Origin of the sequence: Aeromonas sp. S41-2 (genome assembly GCF_027705845.1) — a bacterium.
Taxonomy (GTDB): Bacteria; Pseudomonadota; Gammaproteobacteria; order Enterobacterales; family Aeromonadaceae; genus Aeromonas; species Aeromonas hydrophila.
In genome coordinates this window covers 917,952-943,041 of sequence record NZ_JAPDCG010000001.1, presented here as the reverse complement: position 1 = coordinate 943,041, position 25,090 = coordinate 917,952, and the positions used below count along the sequence as shown (strand labels likewise).

At 61.7% G+C, this 25,090-nt stretch carries 25 protein-coding genes and 1 pseudogene; 16 read left to right on the top strand and 10 right to left on the bottom strand.

Annotation, left to right across the window (positions count from 1 at the left end):
* Nucleotides 1-77: 77 nt before the first annotated feature.
* The 5 genes and pseudogenes from OKC44_RS04345 to metN form a co-directional block, all read right to left on the bottom strand.
* Nucleotides 78-149 (bottom strand): annotated as a pseudogene (locus OKC44_RS04345) (transcription/translation regulatory transformer protein RfaH); the annotation flags it as partial.
* A gap of 140 nt (nt 150-289) precedes the next feature.
* Nucleotides 290-790 carry a transcription/translation regulatory transformer protein RfaH gene (gene rfaH / locus OKC44_RS04335; protein ID WP_016349600.1) on the bottom strand — a complete coding sequence of 167 codons (501 nt, stop codon included), beginning with the start codon at nt 788-790 and terminating at the stop codon, nt 290-292.
* 96 nt (nt 791-886) lie between these two features.
* On the bottom strand, nt 887-1,687 hold the full coding sequence (gene metQ, locus OKC44_RS04330; protein WP_270811252.1) for a methionine ABC transporter substrate-binding lipoprotein MetQ: 801 nt from the start codon (nt 1,685-1,687) through the stop codon (nt 887-889).
* A gap of 25 nt (nt 1,688-1,712) precedes the next feature.
* Nucleotides 1,713-2,366, bottom strand: coding sequence for a methionine ABC transporter permease (locus tag OKC44_RS04325; protein ID WP_011704854.1), 654 nt, complete (start codon nt 2,364-2,366; stop codon nt 1,713-1,715).
* Nucleotides 2,347-3,390 carry a methionine ABC transporter ATP-binding protein MetN gene (metN, locus tag OKC44_RS04320; RefSeq protein WP_011704855.1) on the bottom strand — a complete coding sequence of 348 codons (1,044 nt, stop codon included), beginning with the start codon at nt 3,388-3,390 and terminating at the stop codon, nt 2,347-2,349. Before metN ends, OKC44_RS04325 begins: the two co-directional genes overlap by 20 nt.
* A 471-nt stretch (nt 3,391-3,861) precedes the next feature.
* Here metN and OKC44_RS04315 point away from each other — a divergent pair, with 471 nt between their 5' ends.
* A complete protein-coding gene (locus OKC44_RS04315; RefSeq protein WP_026080396.1) occupies nt 3,862-4,317 on the top strand; it encodes a hypothetical protein in 456 nt (151 codons plus the stop codon).
* Nucleotides 4,318-4,429: 112 nt separating this feature from the next.
* Here OKC44_RS04315 and ppgK read toward each other — a convergent pair whose 3' ends face one another.
* The gene (gene ppgK / locus OKC44_RS04310; protein WP_039214856.1) at nt 4,430-5,188 is read right to left on the bottom strand and encodes a polyphosphate--glucose phosphotransferase; all 759 of its coding nucleotides are present in this window, start codon (nt 5,186-5,188) and stop codon (nt 4,430-4,432) included.
* Nucleotides 5,189-5,271: 83 nt separating this feature from the next.
* Nucleotides 5,272-6,399: a tRNA epoxyqueuosine(34) reductase QueG gene (queG, locus tag OKC44_RS04305; RefSeq protein WP_270811250.1), complete on the bottom strand. Its 1,128-nt coding sequence runs from the start codon at nt 6,397-6,399 to the stop codon at nt 5,272-5,274.
* Between the two features lie 174 nt (nt 6,400-6,573).
* Here queG and OKC44_RS04300 point away from each other — a divergent pair, with 174 nt between their 5' ends.
* The 10 genes from OKC44_RS04300 (at nt 6,574) to OKC44_RS04255 (ending at nt 17,347) form a co-directional block, all read left to right on the top strand.
* Entirely contained in the window at nt 6,574-8,085 is a 1,512-nt protein-coding gene (locus tag OKC44_RS04300) for an NAD(P)H-hydrate dehydratase (protein ID WP_270811249.1), read from the top strand.
* An 8-nt stretch (nt 8,086-8,093) separates the two neighbouring features.
* The gene (tsaE, locus tag OKC44_RS04295) at nt 8,094-8,567 is read left to right on the top strand and encodes a tRNA (adenosine(37)-N6)-threonylcarbamoyltransferase complex ATPase subunit type 1 TsaE (RefSeq protein WP_011704860.1); all 474 of its coding nucleotides are present in this window, start codon (nt 8,094-8,096) and stop codon (nt 8,565-8,567) included.
* Complete coding sequence (locus tag OKC44_RS04290) at nt 8,558-10,123, top strand: N-acetylmuramoyl-L-alanine amidase (RefSeq protein ID WP_270811248.1); 1,566 nt, start codon at nt 8,558-8,560, stop codon at nt 10,121-10,123. The genes tsaE and OKC44_RS04290 overlap by 10 nt, the downstream gene beginning before the upstream one ends.
* A 230-nt stretch (nt 10,124-10,353) precedes the next feature.
* Nucleotides 10,354-12,222, top strand: coding sequence for a DNA mismatch repair endonuclease MutL (mutL, locus tag OKC44_RS04285; protein ID WP_270811247.1), 1,869 nt, complete (start codon nt 10,354-10,356; stop codon nt 12,220-12,222).
* 92 nt (nt 12,223-12,314) lie between these two features.
* Nucleotides 12,315-13,232, top strand: a complete 918-nt coding sequence (gene miaA / locus OKC44_RS04280) for a tRNA (adenosine(37)-N6)-dimethylallyltransferase MiaA (RefSeq protein ID WP_011704863.1) — start codon at nt 12,315-12,317, stop codon at nt 13,230-13,232.
* 70 nt (nt 13,233-13,302) lie between these two features.
* On the top strand, nt 13,303-13,566 hold the full coding sequence (gene hfq / locus OKC44_RS04275; protein WP_011704864.1) for an RNA chaperone Hfq: 264 nt from the start codon (nt 13,303-13,305) through the stop codon (nt 13,564-13,566).
* A gap of 63 nt (nt 13,567-13,629) precedes the next feature.
* The gene (gene hflX, locus OKC44_RS04270) at nt 13,630-14,916 is read left to right on the top strand and encodes a ribosome rescue GTPase HflX (protein ID WP_011704865.1); all 1,287 of its coding nucleotides are present in this window, start codon (nt 13,630-13,632) and stop codon (nt 14,914-14,916) included.
* A 91-nt stretch (nt 14,917-15,007) separates the two neighbouring features.
* Nucleotides 15,008-16,159, top strand: a complete 1,152-nt coding sequence (hflK, locus tag OKC44_RS04265) for an FtsH protease activity modulator HflK (RefSeq protein WP_016349609.1) — start codon at nt 15,008-15,010, stop codon at nt 16,157-16,159.
* A 3-nt stretch (nt 16,160-16,162) separates the two neighbouring features.
* Nucleotides 16,163-17,047: a protease modulator HflC gene (gene hflC / locus OKC44_RS04260; RefSeq protein WP_011704867.1), complete on the top strand. Its 885-nt coding sequence runs from the start codon at nt 16,163-16,165 to the stop codon at nt 17,045-17,047.
* 111 nt (nt 17,048-17,158) lie between these two features.
* On the top strand, nt 17,159-17,347 hold the full coding sequence (locus OKC44_RS04255; protein WP_011704868.1) for a DUF2065 domain-containing protein: 189 nt from the start codon (nt 17,159-17,161) through the stop codon (nt 17,345-17,347).
* A gap of 87 nt (nt 17,348-17,434) precedes the next feature.
* Here the strand turns inward: OKC44_RS04255 and ispB are convergent, their stop codons facing one another.
* Nucleotides 17,435-18,406: an octaprenyl diphosphate synthase gene (ispB, locus tag OKC44_RS04250; RefSeq protein WP_270811246.1), complete on the bottom strand. Its 972-nt coding sequence runs from the start codon at nt 18,404-18,406 to the stop codon at nt 17,435-17,437.
* Between the two features lie 242 nt (nt 18,407-18,648).
* On the opposite strand from ispB, the gene rplU reads away from it, so the two are divergent.
* From rplU to OKC44_RS04225, 5 genes are all read left to right on the top strand, one after another.
* On the top strand, nt 18,649-18,960 hold the full coding sequence (gene rplU / locus OKC44_RS04245; protein ID WP_005304210.1) for a 50S ribosomal protein L21: 312 nt from the start codon (nt 18,649-18,651) through the stop codon (nt 18,958-18,960).
* A 17-nt stretch (nt 18,961-18,977) separates the two neighbouring features.
* Nucleotides 18,978-19,235 carry a 50S ribosomal protein L27 gene (rpmA, locus tag OKC44_RS04240; RefSeq protein ID WP_005339028.1) on the top strand — a complete coding sequence of 86 codons (258 nt, stop codon included), beginning with the start codon at nt 18,978-18,980 and terminating at the stop codon, nt 19,233-19,235.
* A gap of 190 nt (nt 19,236-19,425) precedes the next feature.
* Nucleotides 19,426-20,628, top strand: a complete 1,203-nt coding sequence (cgtA, locus tag OKC44_RS04235) for an Obg family GTPase CgtA (RefSeq protein ID WP_011704870.1) — start codon at nt 19,426-19,428, stop codon at nt 20,626-20,628.
* A gap of 393 nt (nt 20,629-21,021) precedes the next feature.
* Nucleotides 21,022-22,392 (top strand): YjiH family protein, encoded by a 1,371-nt coding sequence (locus tag OKC44_RS04230; RefSeq protein WP_270811244.1) that lies wholly within the window; start codon nt 21,022-21,024, stop codon nt 22,390-22,392.
* 170 nt (nt 22,393-22,562) lie between these two features.
* On the top strand, nt 22,563-24,257 hold the full coding sequence (locus tag OKC44_RS04225; RefSeq protein WP_270811242.1) for an AMP-binding protein: 1,695 nt from the start codon (nt 22,563-22,565) through the stop codon (nt 24,255-24,257).
* Nucleotides 24,258-24,299: 42 nt separating this feature from the next.
* Here OKC44_RS04225 and OKC44_RS04220 read toward each other — a convergent pair whose 3' ends face one another.
* Both OKC44_RS04220 and OKC44_RS04215 read right to left on the bottom strand, forming a co-directional pair.
* Complete coding sequence (locus OKC44_RS04220; protein ID WP_270811240.1) at nt 24,300-24,653, bottom strand: hypothetical protein; 354 nt, start codon at nt 24,651-24,653, stop codon at nt 24,300-24,302.
* 70 nt (nt 24,654-24,723) lie between these two features.
* Complete coding sequence (locus tag OKC44_RS04215) at nt 24,724-25,074, bottom strand: hypothetical protein (RefSeq protein WP_024944334.1); 351 nt, start codon at nt 25,072-25,074, stop codon at nt 24,724-24,726.
* Nucleotides 25,075-25,090: the final 16 nt, after the last annotated feature.

Here is a 25,090-nt window from a genome sequence, read left to right as displayed (position 1 = left end):
CCCCGTTTTTTTAGCCTCGCTGGCGCAAGAGAGGGTTGCTCGGGCCAACCAGCGGGAGTTCGACGTTGATTGTCGGGTCAGTCCAACCGACGGAAGGACTGGTTGTCGAAGCTGCTGCTGGTCTCCTGGTTGAGCAGGCTCACCAGCAGGAATCAGGCGCTTCTCGCCATGGTAGTCTGCACGTCAGTCCAGTCGGCGGAAGGATTGGTTGTCGAAGCTGCTACCGGTCTCCTGGTTGAGTAGGCTCACCAGCAGGAATAAGGTGCTTCTCGCCATGGTAGTCTGCACGTCAGTCCAGCCGGCGGAAGGACTGGTTGTCGAAGCTGCTGCTTGTCTCCTGGTTGAGCAGGCTCACCAGCAGGATTGCCCGCTTGTCGCCGTCCGGCTCCAGATAGATGGCTTCGAAGCCGGCCAGCGGACCGGATTCTATCAGTACCTTGTCGCCCTGGGTCGGCAGGCTGGCGTAGCTGGCGCGCGCCTCATCGCTGTCGTCCCGGCTCATCAGCTGATAGACCAGCTGGCTGCTGATGGAGGTCCACTCCCGACCGAAGTGAATAATTCGGCTGATACCGCGGGTCGACTTCAGGGTGACCGGGGTAACCTCTTCCAGATCCACATAGATGAACAGGTAGTTGGGGAACATGGGCTCCCGCACCGGGACACGCTTGCCCCGCCGCAGTTTTTCAATTTCCACCATGGGGTAGTAGGACTCGATCCCCTGGGCTTCGAGATGGGCGCGGGCGCGGGCCTCTTCTTTTGGCTTGCAGTAGGCCAGATACCATTTTTTCATGTGCTGAATATGTTCGTGTTGCCGTGCTCGCCGATATGATAACGGCAGCAAAAAAAAAGGCCACGCATTGCGTGGCCTTTTTTGCCGAGTGAGTGATTACCAACCTTTCACCAGGCCGCCCTTGAACAGTTCCAGCCCTTTCTTGTAGACGTCGTCGGTCTGGAAAGCCTGTACGAACTGTTTGACCTTCTCGTCGTCCTTGTTGTTGTCGCGGGCGACGATCAGGTTGACGTAGGGGGATTCTTTATCCTCAACAAACAGACCGTTTTCGGTCGGGGTCAGCCCAATCTGACCGGCGAAGGTGTTGTTGATGATGGCCAAGTCCACGTCTTCCAGCGAGCGCGGCAGCTGGGCAGCTTCCAGCTCGACGATCTTGAAGTTGCGCGGGTTGCTGGCGATGTCCAGCACGGTCGCTTCCAGACCGGCACCATCTTTGAGCTTCAGCAGACCTTGCTTCTCCAGCAGGATCAGGGAGCGGCCCAGGTTGGTCGGATCGTTCGGCACCGCGATCTGGGCGCCATCTTTCAGCTCACTCAGCGCCTTGATCTTCTTGGAGTAACCGGCGATCGGGTAGACGAAGGTATTGCCGACCGGCACCAGCTTGAAGCCGCGATCACGGATCTGGGCATCCAGATAGGGCTTGTGCTGGAAGGCGTTGACGTCGATGCTGCCATCGTTCAGCGCCACGTTCGGGGTGACGTAGTCGGAGAAGTTGACCACCTCGACGGTCAGGCCGTATTTCTCCTTGGCCACTTTGGCGGCCACTTCAACCAGTTCGGTCTCGGGGCCGGCGATGGCGCCTACTTTCAGGGTCTTGTTCTCTTCCTTTTGACCGCAACCGGCCAGTACCAGAGTGGCCAGCAGGGCTGCCGCAACGGATTTGATGCCAAATTTCATAAAACCTCCTGTCAGAAATCGACGATTAACGATGATCACATTTGTTGACCAGGCGCTCACCCGCGCTCTGGATGAGTTGAACCAGTACGACCAGAATAACCACGGTCACCAGCATGACGGTCGGGTCGAAACGCTGATAGCCGTAACGAATACCCACATCACCCAGACCACCGCCCCCGATGGCACCGGCCATGGCGGAGTAGTTCACCAGCGTGACGAGGGTGATGGTGACGCTGTTGAGGATGCCGGGCAGGGCCTCGGGCAGCAGCACCTTGGTGATGATTTGCAGGGGCTTGGCGCCCATGGCCTTGGCCGCTTCCAGCAAGCCGTCCGGCACCTCCATCAGGGCCCCTTCCACCAGACGGGCGATGAAGGGAATGCAACCGACGGTCAGCGGCACGATGGCGGCAATGGTGCCGATGCTGGTGCCGACGATCAGCCGGGTCAGCGGGATGATGGCGACCAGCAGGATGATGAAGGGCACCGAGCGACCCACGTTGACCACCATGCCCAGGGTGCGGTTGAGCAGCGGGTTGGCCAGGATCTGGCCGGCCTTGGTCACGTGCAGCGCCACACCGAGCGGCAGACCGAGCAGGCAGCCGAACAGGGCGGAGGCAAACACCATGATGAGGGTGTCGCCCAGGGCCGTGAACAGCAGATTAATCATGGCTTCGGACATAACCCATTACCTCCAGCTGAATATGGTTGTCGATGAGGAACTGCTGGGTCGCCTCGCACTGGGCTTCATCCCCGAACAGTTCTGCCAGCAGGAAACCGAATTTGACGCCCCCGGCGTACTCGATGTCAGCGCTCAGGATGCTGATGTCGATGTTGAATCGGCGGCTCGCCTCGGAGATGAGCGGCGTGTCGACCGTGCTGCCGGTAAAGCCGAGCTTCACCAGCGGATAGCTGCCGGGGACCCGCTCCGCGCTCATCCGATCCTGATACTCCTGGGGCACTTCCAGGTGGATGGTGGAGTGGATGAAGTCACGGGCCAGCTGGGTCTTGGCATTGCTGAAGAACCAGGCCACTTCGCCCTGTTCGATCAGCCGGCCGTCGCTGATGATGGCCACTTCGTCACAGATCCCCTTCACCACGTCCATCTCGTGGGTGATGAGCAGGATGGTGAGCCCCAGCTTGACGTTGATCTCCTTGAGCAGGGTCAGGATCGAGCGGGTGGTCTGCGGGTCGAGGGCCGAGGTGGCCTCGTCGCACAGCAGTACCTTGGGGGCCGGCGCCAGCGCCCGGGCGATGGCGACCCGCTGTTTCTGACCGCCGGAGAGCTCGGACGGATAGGCGTGGGCGCGGGCTTCCAGCCCGACCAGTGCCAGCAGCTCTTCGACCCGTTGCTGGATCCTCTCTTTGCTCCAGCCCGCCAGCTCCAGCGGGAAGGCGATGTTGGCGGAGACGGTACGGGAGGCGAGCAGGTTGAAGTGCTGGAAAATCATCCCGATCTGGCGGCGGGCCTGGGTCAGGTCCCGCTCGCTCAGGGCGACCAGATCCTGGCCGTCGACAATCACCTGGCCCTCTGTCGGGCGCTCCAGCAGGTTGACGCAGCGGATGAGGGTGCTCTTGCCGGCACCGGAGGCGCCAATCACCCCGAAAATTTTGCCTTGCGGCACATGCAGGCTCACGTCACGCAGGGCGTGCACGGCATCACTGCCTTTACCGTAGACTTTGTTGAGACCGATCAACTTAATCATGGATTCTTCCGTGCTAACAGCCTTAAAGCACAGGGCGCTACAGGCGGGTGAATTGGGCAGAGGTTTCACTGGGTTGCTCTGCCATCATGGAGGATGATGCTAAGATGTCTGGATGGCCGTGTCAACGCGTGTTTATACATCTAGACGTCTAAAAAAGTGCTAAGGATTCCCGCCTGCCGACTAACGCCGACGGTGATCTCGCTCACATCAATATTGTATTTGGTGGTATGGCATGATTGCCGAATATCACATGGTAAATAACCGCTTACAACCTCCTTTATTAGCCACCAACCGGATTCACCTGCTCATCCTTTTATTCCCTCCGGGTTGGCACAAATCATTCCACTTTGTATCGATCGCTGCTTTCTTGGCCACTGGCTTGATGCAGCACAACAAGGGCCGCGCTTTGGCTTGGATTGCAATTGCCTGTTTTTTATACTTAAAGGGCACGATATACAGGAGGGCAACCTGATGCGATTTCAACAAATCAAAGACTTGCTGCTCTATCTGGAGCAGGTGCATCACCAGCTTGGGCTCGGTTACGGGCGCCTCATGGCACAGGTGGATGGCGAGCGCAGCCGGCTGCTGCTGGCCTATCTGCAGCAGCGCGAGGAGGCGGCAAAGAGCCAGCTGGATGACTACCTGAGTGAACTTGGCGAAGGGGTGAAGGAGACCTGGCTGGAGCGAGGCTTCAGCGAGGATCTGCTGCCCGGGATCCGGCGCCTGAGCCTGCCCGCCACGGCCCAGACCCAGGACATAGTGCAGCTGGTGTGCCGTCAGGAGGAGAAGCTCATCGGCGAGCTCAGCCACCTGGCCAGGGAGTGTCCGACCGAGGAGACGGTGCGGCTGCTCGGCGGCCTGGCCGAGCAGGAGCAGACCCGCCTGACCCGCTTGGTGCACGGCGCCCATCGGCTCGACGACTTATAGGAAATAGCCGGCCGGGCGACATGTCCCCGGGTGACAAGTAGGGTGAAAAACGGGCGCTGAAAACAGCAGAGGCCCGGCAATGCCGGGCCTCTGCTGTTTGTTCACGACGGCATCATGCCGACTGGCGGGCGGCGGTCAGCTCGGCGGCGTGCAGGGCGGCGCCTATGATGCCGGCCTGATTGAGGTTGGCAGCTGCCACCAGCGGGGCCCGTGTCTCAATCTTGTCGATGAACTTGTCGAGCTTGGCGGCGCTGCCGCCGCCCAGGATGAAGAGGTCGGGGGAGAACAGAAACTCGAGGCGGGCCAGGTACTTGTTGAAGCGCTTGCCCCAGCGGCCCCAGGAGAGATCCTCGCGCTTGCGCACCGCATCCGAGCAGTAGTGCTCGGCCACCATCCCTTCCAGCATCAGATGACCCAGCTCGGTGTTGGGCAGCAGCTGACCGTTGACGAACACGGCGGTGCCGATGCCGGTGCCGACCGTGATGAGGATGATCACTCCCTTGCTGCGATCCTTGCCGGTCCCGAAGCGCATCTCGGCCAGGCCAGCCGCATCGGCGTCGTTCAGCACGTGGCAGGGTTGGCCGGTCACGTCGGCGAACAGGTGGGCGACGTCGGTTTCAATCCAGCTCTTGTCGATGTTGGCCGCGCTCTTGGCGATGCCGTTGTGGATGGTGGCGGGAAAGCCGCAGCCCACCGGGCCCTTCCAGTCGAAGTGTTCCACCAGCGCCTTGAGGGTATGAGCCACGGCGGCCGGGGTGGCCGGCTGCGGCGTCACCAGCCGGTGACGTTCGCCAATCAGCTCGCCCGTTGCGGTGTCGACCAGGCATCCCTTGATCCCCGAGCCACCGATATCCACTCCCAACATCTGCATCAGCTTGTTCCTTTTATAGTGCCGACGATCGACCGTCGGCAGAGCATGAAAAAATGGCTTCGATCCGGCAAGGGGCAGATCGTCTATGCGTGATCCGGCAGACCTTTTTCGATGCAGCGGATCAGCAAGCGCGTCTTTTTGTTGTCATCCTGCTGGCGTTTGGCCAGGGTGGCCAGCGCCCATTCGATATGTTCGGCCACCATGGGCTCGGCTGCTGTCAGCGCCTGCTGCAGGGCCGTCATGACCTGCGGGCTGGCCGGGCCGTTGCCAAGGGCCACCGCCAGGTTGCGGCGCCAGCGCTGATAGCCGATGCGGCGGATGGGGCTGCCTTCGGTGTGCTTGAGAAACTCGCTCTCGCTCCAGCCCCACAAGGTCAACAGCGGCGGCCGATGCAGGTTGGGGCGCGGGCTGAAGTCGGGCTCCGGGCTGGCGTTGGCGTAGCGGTTCCAGGGGCAGATGAGCTGGCAGTCGTCACAGCCATAGATGCGATTGCCCATCAGCGGCCGGAACTCTTCGGGGATGGGGCCGTCGTTCTCGATGGTGAGATAGGAGATGCAGCGACGGCCGTCCACCACGTAGGGGGCTATGATGGCGCCGGTGGGGCAGATGTTGATGCAGGCCACGCACTTGCCACACTGCTCTTTCTCCACCGGGGCATCCAGCGGCAGCGGCAGGCTGAGCAGCAGTTCCCCCAGAAAGAAGAAGGAGCCCGCCGACTCGTTGAGCAGCAGCGAGTGTTTACCCACCCAGCCGAGGCCGGCTTTGGCCGCCAGCGGCCGCTCCAGAATGGGGGCCGAGTCGACGAAGGGGCGCCAGCCCAGCGCCTCGCAGCGTTGCTCGATGCGCTCTCCCAGCTGCTTGAGCCGGTTGCGCAGCAGCTTGTGGTAGTCGCGCCCGAGGGCATAGCGGCTGATGTAGCCGAGGGTGGGGTCGCGCAGGGTGGCGGCAAAGCCCGCCTCGAACGGCAGATAGTTCATCCGCACCGACAGCACCCGCAAGGTGCCCGGCAGCAGTTCGTGGGGGCGGGCCCGCATCATGCCGTGGCGCGCCATGTAGTCCATGCTGCCGTGATGGCCCGCATCGAGCCAGGCTTGCAGTCTGGGCTCCTCGACGGTGAGATCCGTGTCGGTGATACCGGCCTGGTCGAATCCTAGCTCGCTCGCCCAGAGCTTGATATCTTGGGCCAGTTGATGGAGTTCGGTGGTGGTCATGGGGCCGTCTGCCTGCCCGGGTGCTGACCGGGGTGGAGGTGTACTGTCATGCTGTATCGCATCTCTGGGGTCTTGTTGCCAAGGTTGACCGACGGGCATGGCGGTTGCCGTCATACTGCATCATGTGCCCGGTGCCAGCTGGCCCGGATGAATGGATGAGAGTCAGGAGCCGTCATGGTACAGATCATCGGGGATGCTATCAGCGGGAAAGAGGTGCGCAGTTTACCACAATCACTGTGGCGGGCTGAACAGATCCGTGCCCTGGAGCGGGAGTGGGCCGAGCGCGAGGGGCTGGCACTCTATACCCTGATGGAGCGGGCCGGGGCAGCACTGCGCACCTACGCCACCCACCACTGGCCGCACAGCCGATGCTGGTGGATCTTCACCGGCCCCGGCAACAACGGCGGCGACGGCTATGTGTTGGCCCGCCTTGCGAAGCAGTTGGGGCTGGAGCCCCAGGTGATAGCGCTGAGGGATCCTACCGAGCTGACGGGAGACGCCAGGCGGGCCGCCGACGAGTGGCTGGCGACGGGGGGCACAGTGGTGGCGGCCGAGGCGGGCGAACTCGACCGGCTGCCGGCCCCGGACCTGGTGGTCGACGCACTGCTCGGCACCGGTGTCCATACCCGACTGTCACCGCTTATGACAAAGATCGTCGCAACAATCAATGGCTTGCAGGTGCCTGTGCTATCGGTGGATCTCCCCTCCGGCCTCAATGCCGACACCGGCTGCGCCATGGGAGCCGTGGTGCGTGCCAGCCGCACCCTCACTTTCATCGGTATCAAGCAGGGCGTGCTCACCGCCGACGGGGTGGATTGCGTCGGTCGGCTCGACTGCGACCCCCTCGGCGTCAACGTCCCGCCCGGGTGGCAGGCGGCCGCCGAACGCATCGATTATCCCTCCCTGTACGCCCGACTGACCCCGCGCCAGCGCTCGTCCCACAAGGGCTCCCACGGCAAGGTGCTGCTGGTGGGGGGCAATGCGGGGATGCAGGGGGCCATCGTGCTGGCCGCTCGTGCCTGCCTGCGGGCCGGTGCCGGTCTGGTGCGGGTGTGCCAGCATCCTGACCAGCTGCCCGCCAGCCTCTACCAGGCCGAATTGATGGGCAGTCAGGGCGGGGACGAGGAGCGCTGGGCCTCGGTGCGGGTGGTGGGACCCGGCCTGGGTCAGGATGAGTGGGGTCGGCGCCATTTTGAGTCATTTGTTAACGAGCAGGTGCCGCTGGTATTGGATGCCGATGGATTGAATTGGCTGGCGCAATGTCCCCGTCATCAGGATAATTGGGTGCTCACGCCCCATCCGGGCGAGGCAGCCCGCCTGCTGGGCTGCACCATTGCCGAGATTGCCGCGGATCGTTTTGCCGCGGTGCAGCGTCTGCAGCAGCGTTTCGGCGGTGTGGTGCTGCTCAAGGGGGCGGGGACGCTGATCCACGACGGCAAGGGGATGGCGCTCTGCGACGAGGGCAATCCCGGCATGGCCAGTGGCGGCATGGGCGACCTGTTATCTGGTATAATCGCCGCCCTTTTGGCCCAGGGCTGGTCTGCCGCCGAGGCAACCCGACTGGGCGCCGTGATCCACGGGGAAGCGGCCGATCTGGCCGCTGCAGACGGAGAGCGGGGCATGCTGGCATCCGACCTGCTGCCCTTTATCCGTCGACTGGTAAATCCCGACACCATAACAAGCTAAAGAAGAACATGGCAAAACAGTTGATGATGACACTGCCGGACGAGGCAGCAACGGTGGCACTGGGTGGCCGACTGGCCCACGCCTGCCAGCAGGCAACCACGGTGTTCTTGCACGGCTCTCTCGGGGCCGGCAAAACCACCCTGACCCGGGGCTGGGTACAGGGGCTGGGGCATGAGGGCAAGGTCAAGAGCCCGACCTATACCCTGGTCGAGCCCTATGAGCTGGCCGACTGGCAGCTCTACCACTTCGATCTCTATCGATTGGCCGACCCGGAGGAGCTGGAGTTCATGGGGATCCGTGACTACTTCGGCGCCAACACCCTCTGTCTGGTGGAGTGGCCGGAAAAAGGGGAAGGCTGGCTGCCCGCCCCCGATCTCGACATTACCCTGAGTTATGCAAACGAGCAGCGCGAGGTCCTGATAGAGGCCCGCACTGCTATTGGCGAAGCCATTCTGGAACGGTTGTCATCTACGTGCGCTTGATCCTTGTTATTGCCCTCTCCCTGCTGGCCTTACCCTCCTGGGCGAATCAGCTCAAGAGCGTGCGGGTGTGGCCGTCGCCGGACAATACCCGGGTGGTGCTCGACATGAGCAGTGCCCCCAATTACAACTATTTCACCCTGACCGGCCCCGACCGGCTGGTGATCGACCTGAAAGGGGCGAGCAACGTCACCAATCTGGCCCGCATCGAGAACAAGAGCGAGCTGGTGCGCAAGATCCGCGAGAGCTCGCCGCTGGAGAAGGGCGGTCTGCGGCTGGTGCTGGATCTCGGCTCCACCATCAAGCCGGTGGTGTTCCCGCTGGCACCGGCGGGGCCTTACGGCCACCGCCTGGTGATCGACCTGCCGTACGAAGAGAAGGCCTCCGCTGCGGTGCAAGCCACGCCGGTGGGGGGCAAGGGCAAGGGGGTGGTGATTGCCATCGACCCTGGCCACGGCGGCGAAGACCCGGGCTCCATCGGCCCGCGTCGCACCTACGAGAAGCGGGTAACCCTGGCGGTTTCCCAGAAGCTGGCCGCCCTCATCGACCGCGAGCCCGGCATGCGTGCCGTGCTGACCCGGCGCGGCGACTACTTCGTCGATCTGAACAAGCGCTCCGAGATTGCCCGCAAGGCCAAGGCCGATCTGCTGGTGTCGGTGCACGCCGACAGCTTCCACAATTCGACCCCGCGCGGCGCCTCCGTTTGGGTACTGTCGACCAACCGCGCCAATCGCGAGATGGGCAGCTGGCTGGAGAAACAGGAGAAGCAGGGCGAGTTGCTGGGGGGCGTTGGCAAGGTGTTGGCCGAATCGGACCCGAACCCCTATCTGGCGCAGACCTTCCTCGACCTCTCCATGGACAAGTCCCGTGCCGAGGGCTATGACGTCAGCCGCCAGATCCTGCGCTCGCTGGGTCGGGTAGCCAGGTTGCACAAGAAGGCACCGGAGCACGCCAGTCTGGCGGTGCTGAAGGCGCCGGATATCCCCTCCGTGTTGGTGGAGACGGGCTTTATCTCCAACCACGCCGAAGAGCAGCTGCTGGCCACCGCCAGCTATCAGGATCAGCTGGCCCGCGCCATCTTCGAGGGGATCCGCAACTATTACCGGGCCCATCCGACCAAGGGGGCCATGCTCACCGGCAAGGGGCAGGGCAGCAACAAGCAGGCGGTGGTCAGCCGCCCCGCCCCCGCCAGCAAGCCGGTCGCCGTGAGCAAGCCGGCGGCGCAACCGGTACAGCAGGTGGTGACCAACCGGATGCCGGCCACCGAGCCGAATCGCAGCAGCGATGGCGGGGCACCGGTCAGCAGCGTCGGCGGATCCTCGTCCGGCGCCGGGGTGATCAAGCCCTACGTGGTGGCGGCCAAGGAGCCCAGTGCACCGGTCGCCAGCGTGCAGAGCAACGACAAGGCCAACATGCTCCGTCATGTGGTCACCCGCGGGCAGAGCCTCTCCCGGCTCGCCGAGAAATACGGGGTCAGCCAGGCGCGGCTGGTGGAGATCAACAAGCTCAAGTCGCGGGACATCCAGATAGGGCAGGTGCTCTATATTCCGCAAAAATAGCGCTTGATGAGCCACCGGGCTCGTCCCTGCCGGTAGCAGGGGCGGGCCCGGTGAACCGTCATCGAGCCCCGCCGATTACCCGCGCCTTCAACCATCAGGAGTCAGTGATGCCGATCCGTACCTTGTCCCCTGTTCTGGCCAGCCAGACGAGCGTGGGCTGCGATACGGCGGCGTGGCTCTCATCCGGGGCGGTTGCCACAGCCACCCCGTTCAACCAGCAGGAGTAAGCGATGCCGATCCGTATATTGCCGCCGATTCTGGCCAACCAGATTGCTGCCGGTGAGGTGGTGGAGCGGCCCTCCTCCGTGGTCAAGGAGCTGGTGGAAAACAGCCTGGATGCGGGGGCCGACCGGGTCGAAATCGACATCGACAAGGGCGGAGCCAAGCTCATTCGCATTCGCGACAACGGCGGTGGTGTCGCCAAGGATGAGCTGGTGCTGGCACTGTCGCGCCACGCCACCTCCAAGGTCGCGACCCTCGACGATCTGGAAGGGATCAACAGCCTGGGCTTTCGCGGTGAGGCGCTCGCCTCCATCAGTTCGGTCTCCCGGCTCACCTTCACCTCCCGCACGGCGGAGCAGAGCGAGGCCTGGCAGGCGCAGGCCGAAGGGCGGGAGATGAGCGTCACCGTCAAGCCGGCGGCCCACCCGGTGGGTACCACGGTAGAGGTGGTAGACCTATTCTTCAACACCCCGGCGCGGCGCAAGTTCATGCGCAGCGAAAAGACCGAGTTCGCCCACATCGACGAGCTGGTGCGCCGCATCGCGCTCTCCCGCTTCGACGTCACCCTGATCCTGCGCCACAACGGCAAGGTGGTGCGCCAGTACAAGGCCGCCAATACGGTAGCAGAGCAGGAGCGCCGACTCGCCGCGGTGTGCGGCTCTCCCTTCATGCATCACGCGCTGGCGGTAGAGAGCGAGCACAGCGACGTGCGGCTGTGGGGCTGGCTGGCGACCCCGAAGGGCGCCAGGCCGCAGAACGATCTGCAATACACCTATGTCAATGGCCGCATGATGCGCGACAAGCTCATCAACCACGCCATCCGCCAGGCTTATGACGAGCTGCTGCCGGCCGACCGGTTCGCGGCCTACGTGCTCTACATCGAGCTGGATCCCCGTCAGGTGGATGTCAACGTCCATCCGGCCAAGCACGAGGTGCGCTTTCATCAGGCCCGCCTCATTCACGACTTCATCTTCCAGGCGCTGTTTACTGCCCTGCGCCAGCAAGGAGCAGCCAGCGATGAGCCCCTGGCCGAGACCCTGGTCGAGCTGCCGGTCAGTGCCCCCATCGAGTATCCGGGTCAGGCCCCCAGAGCCGAGTGGTATGGCGCCGAGCACAACTACCGGGCGCCGGCCCGGGAAGTGCGGGAAGGGAGTGGTGCAGGGAGAGCGGGCAACTACCAGCCGCCCGAGCCCCCCAGCCGGGAGGCGATGCGCGGCATGGGATCGCTGCTCACCACCCTGCCGGCGGTGCAGGGCACGCCGCTGGCAGTGGCTGAAACCGCGCCTGTTGCCGCTGCCGTGCCCGCCAAAGCGGGGACGTGGCGGGCTTTGACCCTGGTGGAACAGGCTTATCTGCTGCTGGAGCGAGACAACCGGCTGGCCCTGCTGTCGCTGGTGCGGGCCGAGCGCCTGCTGCTGCGCCACTGGCTGCTGGAAACCTGGGGTCAGGGGCTGGCTGCCCAGCCGCTGCTGTTGCCGGTCTCCTTCAAGCTGCCGAAAAATCTGGTCGCGCTGGTCGAGCAGCAGGATCGTTTGCTCAAACGGATGGGGCTGGAGTTGAAAAGCGGCGGGCGCGACACCATGATCCTGACTCGGGTGCCAGCGTTGCTGCGCCAGACCGATCTGGTGCGCTTATTACCCGAATTGTTGCAACTGATCGAGAGCGGATCTGACAGTGATGCCGGCCAGCAGGCTGAAGTACTATGCCAATGGCTGGTGGAACAAGGGATAAGTCGCGAAAAAGTATACGATTTTGCCACGGCCAGCCGTCTGCTGACGGAACTTGTAGCCGATTTCAGTGACCAACTGGCAGACGTTCGCATGGTGCGCCCGCTGGCGCTGACGAGCGTGCTGGCCGAGTTCGCCGATGGCCATTGAGGGGAATGCCCCTCTTGAACCCATAAACCAGTTTTTTGCAGGTGCGCCGCACGGGTGGCGACCATGCAAGGGGAGTTTTTCACGTGGCTGACTTGCCGACTGCAATTTTTCTGATGGGGCCGACGGCCTCCGGCAAGACGGATCTCGCCATCGAACTGTGCCAGGCGCTGCCCTGCGACATCATCAGCGTGGATTCCGCGCTCATCTATCGCGGCATGGATATCGGCACCGCCAAACCGAGTGCCGCCGAGCTGGCGTTGGCGCCGCACCGGCTGATCGACATCCTGGACCCCGCCGTGAGCTATTCGGCGGCCGATTTTTGCAAGGATGCGCTGCGGGAGATGAAAGAGATTGCCGAGCGCGGCCGCATTCCGCTGCTGGTGGGCGGCACCATGCTCTATTTCAAGGCGCTGCTGGAGGGGCTCTCTCCGCTGCCCTCCGCCGACCCCGTCATTCGGGCCGGCATCGAGGAGGAGGCCGCTCGCCTTGGCTGGCAGGCTCTGCACGATGAACTGGTGCGCATCGACCCGGTGGCTGGTGCCCGCATCCATCCCAATGACCCGCAGCGGCTCAGCCGGGCGCTCGAGGTCTACCGCATCAGCGGCAAGACGCTCACCGAGCTGACCCAGGTGCAGGGGGAGGGGCTGCCCTATCGGGTGCTGCAGTTTGCCATCGCACCGAGCGATCGCGCCGTGCTGCACCAGCGTATCGAGCTGCGCTTTGACAAGATGCTGCAGGGCGGCTTTGAACAGGAAGTCAGGGCGCTCTACCAACGGGGCGATCTCACCCCGGATCTTCCCTCCATCCGCTGCGTGGGATACCGCCAAATGTGGGACTACCTGGCGGGGGAAGTGGAGTATGATGAGATGCGCTATCGCGGAATTGTTGCCACCCGCCAGTTGGCCAAGCGTCAAATGACCTGGTTGCGCGGTTGGTCTGATGTGACCTGGTTGGAATCTGGTGAGTCTGGCAATCTGGCAAGGGTCGTCGCCCGTGCCGGAGTGGCTTGACACTCCTGTATAATCAGGTTGTTATATTGATATCCGGTGTTTAAAAACAACAAACTATAAGGAAAAGAAGATGGCTAAGGGGCAATCTCTCCAAGACCCGTTTTTGAATGCGCTGCGCCGTGAGCGGATTCCTGTTTCTATCTATTTGGTGAACGGCATCAAACTGCAGGGTCAGATCGAATCGTTTGACCAGTTTGTCATTTTGCTGAAGAACACCGTGAGCCAGATGGTCTACAAGCACGCCATCTCTACCGTGGTGCCGGCCCGTGCCGTCAACCACCACCAGCATGCGCCGGGCGCGGCTGGCGAAGAGCAGGGTGAAGCCGAGGCGTGATATCCCGGGACGAGGCGACTCGTCAACCCAGATTCATCATGATTCCTGTCAAGGAGCAAGCGCTTGTTTGACCGTTATGAAGCCGGCGAACAGGCCGTTCTGGTACATGTCAACTTCAGTGATGAGGGTGAGCGGGAGGATCTGGAAGAGCTCAAGATGCTGGTGAGCTCGGCCGGGGTCAATGCGCTGGGGGTGATCACCACCAGCCGCAGTGCGCCCAGCGCCAAATTTTTTGTCGGTAGCGGCAAGGCTGAAGAGATAGCGTCCCAGGTCCAGATGCTGGATGCCGACGTCGTCATCTTCAACCATGCCCTGACCCCTGCCCAGGAGCGCAACCTGGAGCGTCTGTTCCAGTGCCGGGTAGTGGACAGGACCGGCCTGATCCTCGATATCTTTGCCCAGCGCGCCCGTACCCACGAAGGCAAGTTGCAGGTCGAACTGGCCCAGTTACGCCATCTTTCAACTCGCCTGGTGCGAGGCTGGACCCACCTTGAACGTCAGAAGGGCGGGATCGGCCTGCGCGGCCCGGGTGAAACTCAGCTGGAAACCGACCGTCGCCTGTTGCGTGAGCGCATCAAGGCGATTTTGCGTCGGCTCGACAAGGTGGCCAAACAGCGGGAGCAGGGGCGTCGTGCCCGCAACCGCAACGAGGTGCCGACCGTTTCCCTGGTGGGTTACACCAACGCCGGAAAGTCCACTTTGTTCAACCAACTTACAGCTGCCAGCGTGTATGCTGCCGACCAATTGTTCGCAACCCTGGATCCGACCCTGCGCAAATTGGTGATCCAGGATGTGGGTGATGTGATTCTGGCGGATACAGTTGGATTTATTCGACACTTGCCCCATGATCTGGTCGCGGCCTTCAAGGCGACGCTGCAGGAGACCCGCGAAGCGGACTTGCTGCTGCACGTGGTGGACTGTGCCGATGAGCAGATGCAGGAAAATATCGAGTCGGTGCAGCAGGTGCTGGCCGAGATCGAAGCCGATGACCGACCCCAGCTGATGATCTGCAACAAGATCGACAAGCTGGGTGAACATCCGGTCGGGCTGGAGCGTGACGAAGAGGGGCGCCCGGTGCGGGTCTGGCTGTCAGCCCAGACCGGGGAAGGATGTGCAGACCTGTTTACGGCCCTGACTGAATTGCTGGCCGGATCCATGGTGCACCATACCCTGCAGTTGCCGCCTTCGGCCGCCAGATTGCGCAGTGCGCTCTATCGCCTCAAGGGCATCGAGCAGGAAGGTTTCAGCGAGGAGGGGGATTTTGTGTTGGAAGTCCGCCTGCAACTGGCTGACTGGAACCGCCTCATGAAACAAGAAGGTGAGAGTTTACAACGCTTTATCAGGCATTGATTCGTCGATGAGATGAATGTTTGCTGGCTTCATCAACGGTTGATGGCCCGATAGAGATGATATCCATCCGCATGTATTAATGGAGACGCTGATGGCTTGGAATGAGCCTGGTAACAACGGCAAAGACCGTGACCCCTGGGGGAACAACGGCAAGAATCAGGGACCCCCTGATTTGGACGAGATGCTGCGCAAGGTGAGCCGCCGGTTTGGTGGTCTGCTCGGTGGCGGCAAGTCTGGTGGTGGCGATGTAGGCAAGTTTGGCCTCTCCATCGCTCTGGTGGTGGCGGTAGTGGTGTGGGTCGTCAGCGGCTTCTATACCATTCGTGAAGCCGAGCGGGGCGTGGTGCTGCGCTTTGGCGAGTACTCCCACAACGTGGATCCTGGCCTGCGCTGGAAGCCGACCTTCATCGACCGGGTGATCCCCGTGGACGTGGAATCGGTCCGCTCCCTGCCGGCTTCCGGCTTCATGCTGACCCAGGACGAGAACGTGGTGCGGGTCGAGATGGACGTGCAGTATCGCGTGGTCGACCCGGAGCAGTATCTGTTCAGCGTCACCAACGCCGACGAGAGCCTGAGTCAGGCCACCGACAGCGCCCTGCGTTACGTGGTGGGTCACACCCGGATGGACGACGTGCTGACTACCGGTCGTGAGAAGGTGCGCCAGGAGACCTGGCAGGTGATCGACAGCATCATCGAGCCATATCACATGGGTCTGCAGATCGTCGACGTCAACTTCCTGCCGGCACGTCCGCCGGAAGAGGTGAAAGACGCCTTCGATGACGCCATCTCCGCCCAGGAAGATGAACAGCGCTTCATTCGTGAAGCCGAAGCCTATGCCCGTGAAGTGGAGCCGAAGGCCCGTGGCCAGGTCAAGCGTCTGGAGCAGGAGGCTGAAGCCTACAAGTCCCAGATCGTGCTGAAGGCCAAGGGTGAAGTTGCTCGCTTCAACGAGTTGCTGCCCCAGTATCAGGCTGCGCCCGAGTTGACCCGTGACCGTATCTACCTGGAGACCATGGAAGAGCTGTATCAGCAGGCCAACAAGGTGGTGGTCGACATGCCGGCTGGCAACAACAGCATGATCTATCTGCCGCTCGACAAGCTTTCCGGCAAGGCGACCGCAGTGCAACCGGCCCGTCCGGCAGGTGCGCCGGTGGTGGAACAGACCCCGCCGTCCAACGAAGGGGCCAACTCCACTCCGACTCCGCTGCGTAGCGGCGACCGTTTCAGCTCAGGGAGAAACTAATAGATGAAAAAGATAGCTATTGGTGTCATCGCTGTGGCCGCCATGGTCTGCTTCTCGTCGGTCTTCATCGTCGATGAAGGTCAGAAGGGCATCGTCGTGCAGTTCGGCAAGGTGAAGCGGGTCGACTCCGGTGAACCGCGCCTGTACGAGCCGGGCCTGCACTTCAAAGTGCCGCTCATCGACCAGGTACGCAAGATGGATGCCCGCATCCAGACCCTGGAAGGCCAGGCGGATCGCTTCGTTACGTCCGAGAAGAAGGACCTCATCATCGACTCCTACGTGAAGTGGAAGATCGAGGACTTCTCCAAGTACTACCTGGCGACCGGTGGTGGCAACAAGATCCAGGCCGAAGACCTGCTCAAGCGCAAGATCAACAACGGTCTGCGTTCCGAGATCGGTAACCGCACCATCAAGGACATCGTCTCCGGTGAGCGCAGTACCGTGATGGAAGATGCCCTGATGAAGATGGCGCGCTCCTCCGAGCTCGGCATCAAGGTGGTGGATGTGCGCATCAAGCAGATCAACCTGCCGGTGGAAGTCTCCAGCTCCATCTATCAGCGGATGCGTGCCGAGCGGACTGCGGTAGCCCGTGAGCATCGCTCCCAGGGCCGCGAGCAGGCCGAGATCCTGCGCGCCGACATCGACCGCAAGGTGACCGTGATGATCGCCGACGCCGAGAGTAACGCCCGTCAGCTGCGTGGTGAAGGGGATGCCGAGGCCGCCAAGATCTATGCCGACAGCTACAAGAAAGACCCCGAGTTTTTCAGCTTCGTGCGCAGCATGGAGGCCTATCGCAAGAGCTTCGCCGGTGGCAATGACCTGATGGTCCTCAAGCCGGACAGCGAGTTCTTCCGCTACCTCAAGTCGCCGCACGGCAGCAAGCAGTAAGCGAGTCGCAATGATACCCAAGGGCCTGATGATTCAGGCCCTTTTGTTTGGCGGTCAGGGGGTTGCCGGTGCTCCGGCAGCTTGTGGACATAGTTGTTGAGAGGAGAGGTGATGCTGACATCCATCTTGATGGGGCTGGGCTTGCTGTTGCTGTTCGAGGGGCTGGGACCGTTGCTGATGCCTCGCGCCTGGCAACAGATGTTGCGGCTGCTGAGCGAGCAGCCCACCGAGCAGCTGCGCCGCATCGGCGGCTGTCTGGTGGTGGCCGGGGCCGTTATTCTGTGGGCGCTGGCGCGTTAGAGGATGGTGCTGAGTGAGCCAGACTGTGCTTGCCGGACAATAAAAAAGAGGCCCTTTGGCCTCTTTTTTATTGTGCTCCAACTGGCATCAGGCGCTGCGCTGGACCGCCATGTGGGCCAGTGTTGCCAATGCCTGTTTGTGCTGGGAGTCCGGCAGGATGGCGAGGGCCGCGATGGCCTTGTCGGCCTCTTCCCGGGCCCGCATGCGGGAGTATTCCAGCGCGCCGGTACGGTCGAGGATGGCCAGGATCCGGTCGAGGTGCTCCATGCCGTTGCGGTGCTCGATGGCATCGCGCACCAGCTGGCGCTCTTCCGGGCTACCCACTTTCATGGCCCGCAGCAGCGGCAGGGTGGGTTTGCCTTCGGCCAGATCGTCGCCGACGTTCTTGCCCATCTCGTCGCTCTGGGAGCAGTAGTCCATCACATCGTCGATGATCTGGAAGGCGGTGCCCAGATACTTGCCGTAGTCGGTCATGGCCTGCTCGACGGGCGCGGGCTGATGGGTCAGCACGGCGGCGAGGCGGGTGGCCGCCTCGAACAGCTTGGCGGTCTTGCAGTAGATGACCGTCATGTAGCTCTCTTCGGTGGTATCCGGATCGTTGCAGTTCATCAGCTGCAACACTTCCCCTTCGGCGATGGTATTGGTGGCATCGGAGAGGAGCTCCATCACCCGCAGGTTGGAGAGCTCGCTCATCATCTGGAAGGAGCGGCTGTAGAGATAGTCACCGACCAGCACGCTGGCGGCATTGCCGAACAGGGCATTGGCGGTTTCCCGGCCGCGGCGCAGGTCGGATTCGTCGACCACGTCGTCGTGCAGCAGGGTGGAGGTATGAATGAATTCGATGATGGCAGCCAGTTTCAGGTGATCTTCACCTTCGTATCCCAGTGCGCGGGCGGCCATGACGGTCAGCATGGGACGCATCCGTTTCCCGCCTGCACTGACAATATAGAAACCCAGCTGGTTGATCAGGCTGACATCGGACTGGAGTCTCGCCAGGATCAGTTCATTGACCGCCGTCATGTCGGCGGCACAGAGCGCACGGATAGTCTGTTGGTCCATAAGTCTCGTAACGTGACGGCAGTGATGACTGCGATTTTAGCAATGGCGGGGATTCTACACGATTTCACAATGGGTTACAGTTAAGCGTTTGTTCACGGCGGCAGATATGCGCACAAAATAAACTTTTTGCTAAATTGGCCTTGCCTGAGCAAATCGATTTGCGTAGAATGCCGGCCCATTGTTATAGGTTTTTGCGCGTGTCTGGCCTTGAGCAAAAGACACGCCTTTACGGAGTTAATCAAATGTACGCGGTATTCCAAAGCGGCGGAAAACAACACCGTGTGGCCGAAGGTCAAATCGTTCGTCTGGAAAAGCTGAACGTTGAGACTGGCGCTACCATCGACTTCAACGAAGTGCTGATGGTTGCTGCAGGCGACACTTTTAAAGTAGGTGCTCCTTTCGTTGAAGGTGGCAAGGTTGTAGCTGAAGTTGTGGCTCACGGCCGTGGCGAGAAAGTGACTATCGTCAAGTTCCGTCGTCGTAAGCACCACCGTAAGCAAGCGGGCCACCGTCAGTGGTTCACTGAAGTCAAAATCACTGGCATCAGCGCTTAATTAGAGGAGTACGATAGATGGCACACAAAAAAGCTGGCGGTTCATCCCGCAACGGCCGCGATTCAGAAGCTAAACGCCTGGGCGTGAAGCGTTTCGGCGGCGAAACAGTTCTGGCTGGCAGCATCATCGTTCGTCAGCGTGGCACCAAGTTCCACGCCGGTACCAACGTTGGTCTGGGCAAGGATCACACCCTGTTCGCTACTGCGACTGGTAAAATCCTGTTCGAAGTTAAAGGTCCGCTGAACCGTAAGTACGTTAGCATCGTTGCTGAGTAATTACGGACCGCAAGGATCCGAAGCCCCGCCAACAGGCGGGGCTTTTGTTTTTCTGCAGCAGTTTACGAAAAAACGGCACGCAGCTGACCCTGGCTCTGAAAGGGCATGCTTGGCAAGATGCGTATCGCCCGCAGGGGTCTGTACCACTATAATTGCGTATCGGTTTTTCGAATTAAGGTGACGGTTACCTATGAAGTTTGTTGATGAAGTCCAGATTCGAGTCGATGCCGGTGACGGTGGTAACGGTTGTGTGAGCTTTCGCCGTGAGAAGTACATTCCGAACGGCGGCCCGGACGGCGGTGACGGCGGTGACGGTGGCGACGTATATCTGGTTGCCGATGAAAACCTGAACACCCTGATCGACTACCGTTTCGAGCGTTTTCACGCCGCCGAACGTGGCGAGAATGGCCAGAGCGCCAACTGTACCGGCCGTCGCGGCAAGGACAGGATCCTGCGCGTACCGGTCGGCACCCGCGCCAGCGATGAAGACACCGGCGAACTGCTGGGTGACCTGACTCACCACGAGCAGAAGCTGCTGGTCGCCAAGGGCGGCTTCCACGGTCTTGGCAACACCCGTTTCAAGAGCTCCGTCAACCGGGCGCCGCGCCAGAAGAGCAACGGTACCCCGGGTGAAGTGCGCACCCTTAAGCTGGAGCTGTTGCTGCTGGCCGACGTCGGCATGCTGGGCCTGCCCAACGCCGGCAAGTCCACCTTCATCCGCGCCGTCTCCGCGGCCCGTCCGAAAGTGGCCGATTACCCCTTTACCACCCTGGTACCGAACCTCGGCGTGGTGCGTGGGGAGAACTCCCGCTCCTTCGTCATCGCCGACATTCCCGGTCTGATCGAAGGTGCCGCCGAAGGCGCTGGCCTCGGTATCCGCTTCCTCAAGCACCTCGAGCGCTGCCGCGTGCTGATCCATCTGGTGGACATCTGCCCGGTCGATGGTTCTGATCCGGCCGAAAATGCGGTGACCATAGTCCGGGAGCTGGAAAAGTACAGCCCGGAACTGGCGAGCAAGCCGCGCTGGCTGGTGTTCAACAAGATGGACCTGATCCTGGAAGAAGAGGCGCAGGAAGTGATGGATCGCGTCAAGACCGCCCTCAATCATGAAGGCCCTGTCTACGCCATCACTGCTATCAGCAAGGAAGGGACCAAGAAGGTCTGCTACGACATCCTGGACCTGCTGGACACCATGCCCCGTCAGCTGGCGGAAGATGCCAAAGACGCCATCGAGAAGGTGGAGTTCAAGTGGGACGACTACCACAAGAACCAGCTGGCCAAGGCTGAAGCCGATGCGCTGGCTGCCTCCAAGGCGTTTGATGAATCGCTGGACGACGACGAGTGGGACGACGAAGACGATGATGGCGTAGAAGTCATCTATGTGCGTGACTGACCTGCATCCCGTGCGCGGTCGTGATACCGCCACCCGGTGCTGAGAAACCGGAGCCTTCCCAGGCTCCGGTTTTTTTATGGGGATCGACCGGATCACCATATAGATATATTTCTTATGTCACTTATTGCCTGCCAACCGCAACTGATTATACTGCGCACCTGAATGTAACCTTGCTGAAACAATGTGCTAACCAATTGCAATGAATTGATATGCGTATCTGCTTGCGTGCATTCTTATGGAAGGTTTGCCTGTATAAATATTTATGCTTGAAATGATCCATTAAAAGCTTGTTTGTGCATTTTATTGGGGTATTCTTGCGCCCGTTTTGCCGGGCGAGAGCATGGATATGCAGGTTTGCCTGGCTAAGGAAAAGTAACATTAAGGCTGTAGACCATGCTGGAAAAGACTCTGCAAGCACCTGCGCTCAATACCCGCCGCAACGTGCTGATGTTCCTGGTCCCGTCACTCATCGGGATCCTGCTGTTCATGACCCCCGTCATCTATGACGGAAACGTCACCATCCCTGTGGCCGTGCTGGCGAAGCTGGTACAGACGGTGTTTGCCGATTATCTGGTGGCCATGGTCAGCGCCATCATCACCACCACCATGCTGATGACGCTGGTAGCCTGGCTGTTCAAGCCGGCGATCCTGGTCAGACGCCCCTTCCTCAACAGCCTGTTCAACGTCTCCCCTTTCTGGGCCTGCGTTCGGGTACTGGGCGGCATCTTCGTGTTGCTGACCTTCTTTGAGGCGGGCCCGGCGGCCCTGAGCTCCGATGCGACCGGCGGCCTGGTGCTGCATGATCTGCTGCCGGTGCTGTTCTCCGTCTTCATCTTCGCCGGCCTGCTGCTGCCGTTGCTGCTCGATTTCGGTCTGCTGGAGTTTGTCGGCACCATGATGACCCGCATCATGCGCCCGGTGTTCCGTCTGCCCGGTCGCTCTGCGGTGGACTGTTTCGCCTCCTGGCTGGGGGATGGCAGCGTAGGCATTCTGCTGACCAGCAAACAGTACGAAGGCAAGTTCTACACCCAGCGGGAAGCGGCCGTCATCGGCACCACCTTCTCTGCCGTCTCCATCACCTTCTGCTTGGTGGTGATCTCCCAGGTTCGGTTGGAGCACATGTTCGTGCCCTTCTACCTGACCGTCTGTCTGGCCGGGGTGGTGGCCGCCATCGTGGTGCCGCGCCTGCCGCCGCTTTGCTGGAAGAAGGATGTCTACAGTGACGGTACTCCCCTGTGTCGCAAGCAGGAGTCGGTGCCGCACCAGCACAGCGTGCTGAGCTACGGCTATGAGCGGGCCCTGACCAAGGCCGAGGGCATGACCGACATGGGGGCAGTGGCACGGGAAGGGGTGAAGAACGCACTGGACATGATCTTCGGCGTGCTGCCGGTGGTGATGGCCATCGGCACCTGCGCCCTGATGCTGGCCGAGCATACCTCCATTTTCAACTGGCTGGGGGCCCCCTTCGTGCCCTTGTTGGAGCTGCTGCAACTGCCGGAGGCGGAAGCGGCCTCCAAGACCATCATGGTTGGCTTCGCCGACATGTTCATCCCGGCGGTGCTGGCGTCCACCATCGAGAGCGACATCACTCGCTTCGTTATCGCCGCCATGTCGGTGACCCAGCTCATCTACATGTCGGAAGTGGGCGCCCTGCTGCTGGGCAGCAAGATCCCGGTCAAGTTGTGGGAGCTGTTCGTGATCTTCCTGCTGCGTACCCTGATCACCCTGCCGGTCATCGCCGGGGTGGCCCACCTGCTGTTCTGATCCGGCTCGCGCCTTGTCATACGGTCAACTTCGGTTGGCCGTTTTTTATGGCCGGCATTAGACCAAAGTGAGTCTTTTACAGGCCTTGTTTTTACATTAATGTAACAGGCTGCAAAAACACGCCAGCCGAGCAGTAGGCACGTCCAACCTATCTTGCCAGGAGTCACCCCATGACCTCACTGCTCAGCTACCGGGCCGGTCCCTGCGATCAGCCGCTGCTTCATCAGACCATAGGCGCCTACCTGCAACAGATCGCGGAACGTTTCCCCGACCGGCCCGCAGTGGTGGTGCGCCACCAGCAGATCCGCTGGAACTACCGTGAATACCTGACCCAGATAGACAGGTTGGCGCTGGGCCTGCTGGCGCTCGGGATCCGGCCGGGGGAGCGGGTGGGCATCTGGTCGCCGAACAACATCGAGTGGTGCCTGGTGCAATTTGCCACGGCCCGCATCGGGGCCATCATGGTCTGCATCAACCCCGCCTACCGCAGTTACGAGCTGGCCTTTGCCATCAACAACGTGGGCTGTCGGGCCCTCATCTGTGCCAGTGCGTTCAAGGGCTGCGACTACCTCGCCATGCTGGGGGAGTTGGCGCCAGAACTAGAGCACTGCCCACCTGGCCACCTTGCATCATCCCGGCTGCCGAGCCTGGAGATGGTGATCCGGCTCGGGGAGGAGCAAAGCGCCGGCATGCTCAACTTCCCCGAGGTGCTGGCACTGGGCGACCAGCAGGACCCGGCCTGGCTGGCCCGGGTGGCGGCCACCCTCAAACCCGATGACGCCATCAACATCCAGTTCACCTCGGGTACCACGGGTAACCCCAAGGGGGCCACCCTCAGCCACAGCAACATCCTCAACAACGGCCGCCAGGTGGCGCAAGGCATGGCGTTCAGCGAGCAGGACCGGCTCTGCATCCCGGTGCCGCTCTACCACTGTTTCGGCATGGTGCTTGGCAACCTGGCCAGCATCAGCGTGGGGGCCTGTGCCCTGTTTCCGGCCGAAGCCTTCGATCCGGCTGCCACCTTGCGGATGGTGAGCGAGGAGCGCTGCACCGCCCTGCACGGGGTGCCGACTATGTTCATCGCCGAGCTGGAGCTGACGGAGTTTGAGCAGTTCGATCTCTCCTCCCTGCGCACCGGCATCATGGCCGGTGCCATCTGCCCAGAGCCCTTGATGCGCAAGGTGCAGACCCTGATGCACATGACCGAGGTGACCATCGCCTACGGCCAGACCGAGTGCAGCCCCATCAATCACATGACCGCCATCGATGCGCCGCTGGACAAGCGGGTCACCACGGTCGGCCGCGCCATCGGCCACACCGAGATCAAGCTGGTCGACCCGAGCGGAGAGATAGTCGCCATCGGCGAGCGGGGCGAAATCTGCTGTCGCAGCAACGGGGTGATGCAGGGGTACTGGCAAGACTCGGTCAAGACGGCGGAGACCATCGACCAGGAGGGGTGGCTGCACTCGGGGGACATCGGCATCATGGATGAAGAGGGCTATGTGCGGATTGTCGGGCGCAGCAAGGAGCTGATCATCCGCGGTGGCGAGAACATCTATCCGCGCGAGATCGAAGAGCGTCTTTACGATCATCCGGCGGTGCAGGATGCAGCGGTGTTCGGGGTCGACAGCGAGCGCTATGGCGAAGAGGTGTGCGCCTGGGTCAAGCTCAGACCCCGCCAGGAGGCCAGCGAGGAGGAGCTGAAACAGTTTCTGGCGGCCCGCATCGCCTATTTCAAAGTGCCCAGATACATCCGGTTCGTGGAGGAGTACCCCATGACGGTGACCGGCAAGCTGCAAAAATTCAGGATGCGGGAGCTGATGAGCGACGAGCTGGCCCGCCAGCACGCCGAGGCGACGGGCTGAGTGGCGGTGACAATGGAAAAAGGACCTGCGGGCCCTTTTTCGTCAGCGTCCAAGTGGATGTGGTTGTACCGGTGTGCGGGGGCACTGCACCAGCAGCATGTGGGTGGTGAAGGTGCTGGTCTGGGGGAGGCTTGGGCGAAATCCCGTCACCGGATCGGCGGCCCCCATGCTCATCTGGTGAGTGGTGATGGTGCGCTTGCTTCGATCGACTTCCTGATAGCCGTGGGGGCAGCTCAAGAGCGCCTGTTGCTGGCACTCCTCTGGCGCGCCGCACTCGATCTGGAAGCGTTGCTGGGCGGGATTGGCGGAGGGGAGTTCGCTGACGGTGGCGGGTGCCGGCAGCAGAGCGCAGCCGGACAGCAAGATGCTGCCCAGCAGACATATTCTGGGTGACATAAGAGGCTCGTCCTTGGTGAGACAAGAGAAGGGCCGGCCTGGGTCTCCCGTGCCGGCCGTGAGGCGCAGATCAGCGTGGCGTGATGCCCATGTCGACCGGACACTGGATGGTCAGGGAGTGGACCGTGTTGGCGACGCGATAGGGCTTGGCCGCCTTGTAGACCTTCTTGTCTTCGTCGTAGCTGCCCCCTAGATACTGGGTGCTGTAGAGCGTCTGCTGGCGGCGATCGGTCTCCTTGTAGCCCTGCGGGCAGGTCTGGTTGGCCTGCTGGAAGCAGGCCGTCATGCTGCTGCACTCGATGTAGAAGCCGCGCTGGCTGGCATCGGCCAGGTGCACCGGGGTGACGGTGGGGGCGGGGGGAGACAGCAGGGAGCAGCCGGACAGCGTCAGCGCGCCCAGCACAATGAGATGTTTTGACATAGATAACCTGAACAGT

Excerpts from the sequence above, each read along its gene's own strand:
- rfaH (WP_016349600.1), bottom strand. The coding sequence starts at position 790 with ATGAAAAAATGGTATCTGGCCTACTGCAAGCCAAAAGAAGAGGCCCGC.
- metQ (WP_270811252.1), bottom strand. The coding sequence starts at position 1,687 with ATGAAATTTGGCATCAAATCCGTTGCGGCAGCCCTGCTGGCCACTCTG.
- OKC44_RS04325 (WP_011704854.1), bottom strand. The coding sequence starts at position 2,366 with ATGTCCGAAGCCATGATTAATCTGCTGTTCACGGCCCTGGGCGACACC.
- metN (WP_011704855.1), bottom strand. The coding sequence starts at position 3,390 with ATGATTAAGTTGATCGGTCTCAACAAAGTCTACGGTAAAGGCAGTGAT.
- OKC44_RS04315 (WP_026080396.1), top strand. The coding sequence starts at position 3,862 with ATGCGATTTCAACAAATCAAAGACTTGCTGCTCTATCTGGAGCAGGTG.
- ppgK (WP_039214856.1), bottom strand. The coding sequence starts at position 5,188 with ATGCAGATGTTGGGAGTGGATATCGGTGGCTCGGGGATCAAGGGATGC.
- queG (WP_270811250.1), bottom strand. The coding sequence starts at position 6,399 with ATGACCACCACCGAACTCCATCAACTGGCCCAAGATATCAAGCTCTGG.
- OKC44_RS04300 (WP_270811249.1), top strand. The coding sequence starts at position 6,574 with ATGGTACAGATCATCGGGGATGCTATCAGCGGGAAAGAGGTGCGCAGT.
- tsaE (WP_011704860.1), top strand. The coding sequence starts at position 8,094 with ATGGCAAAACAGTTGATGATGACACTGCCGGACGAGGCAGCAACGGTG.
- mutL (WP_270811247.1), top strand. The coding sequence starts at position 10,354 with ATGCCGATCCGTATATTGCCGCCGATTCTGGCCAACCAGATTGCTGCC.
- hfq (WP_011704864.1), top strand. The coding sequence starts at position 13,303 with ATGGCTAAGGGGCAATCTCTCCAAGACCCGTTTTTGAATGCGCTGCGC.
- hflK (WP_016349609.1), top strand. The coding sequence starts at position 15,008 with ATGGCTTGGAATGAGCCTGGTAACAACGGCAAAGACCGTGACCCCTGG.
- hflC (WP_011704867.1), top strand. The coding sequence starts at position 16,163 with ATGAAAAAGATAGCTATTGGTGTCATCGCTGTGGCCGCCATGGTCTGC.
- OKC44_RS04255 (WP_011704868.1), top strand. The coding sequence starts at position 17,159 with ATGCTGACATCCATCTTGATGGGGCTGGGCTTGCTGTTGCTGTTCGAG.
- ispB (WP_270811246.1), bottom strand. The coding sequence starts at position 18,406 with ATGGACCAACAGACTATCCGTGCGCTCTGTGCCGCCGACATGACGGCG.
- rplU (WP_005304210.1), top strand. The coding sequence starts at position 18,649 with ATGTACGCGGTATTCCAAAGCGGCGGAAAACAACACCGTGTGGCCGAA.
- rpmA (WP_005339028.1), top strand. The coding sequence starts at position 18,978 with ATGGCACACAAAAAAGCTGGCGGTTCATCCCGCAACGGCCGCGATTCA.
- cgtA (WP_011704870.1), top strand. The coding sequence starts at position 19,426 with ATGAAGTTTGTTGATGAAGTCCAGATTCGAGTCGATGCCGGTGACGGT.
- OKC44_RS04230 (WP_270811244.1), top strand. The coding sequence starts at position 21,022 with ATGCTGGAAAAGACTCTGCAAGCACCTGCGCTCAATACCCGCCGCAAC.
- OKC44_RS04225 (WP_270811242.1), top strand. The coding sequence starts at position 22,563 with ATGACCTCACTGCTCAGCTACCGGGCCGGTCCCTGCGATCAGCCGCTG.
- OKC44_RS04220 (WP_270811240.1), bottom strand. The coding sequence starts at position 24,653 with ATGTCACCCAGAATATGTCTGCTGGGCAGCATCTTGCTGTCCGGCTGC.
- OKC44_RS04215 (WP_024944334.1), bottom strand. The coding sequence starts at position 25,074 with ATGTCAAAACATCTCATTGTGCTGGGCGCGCTGACGCTGTCCGGCTGC.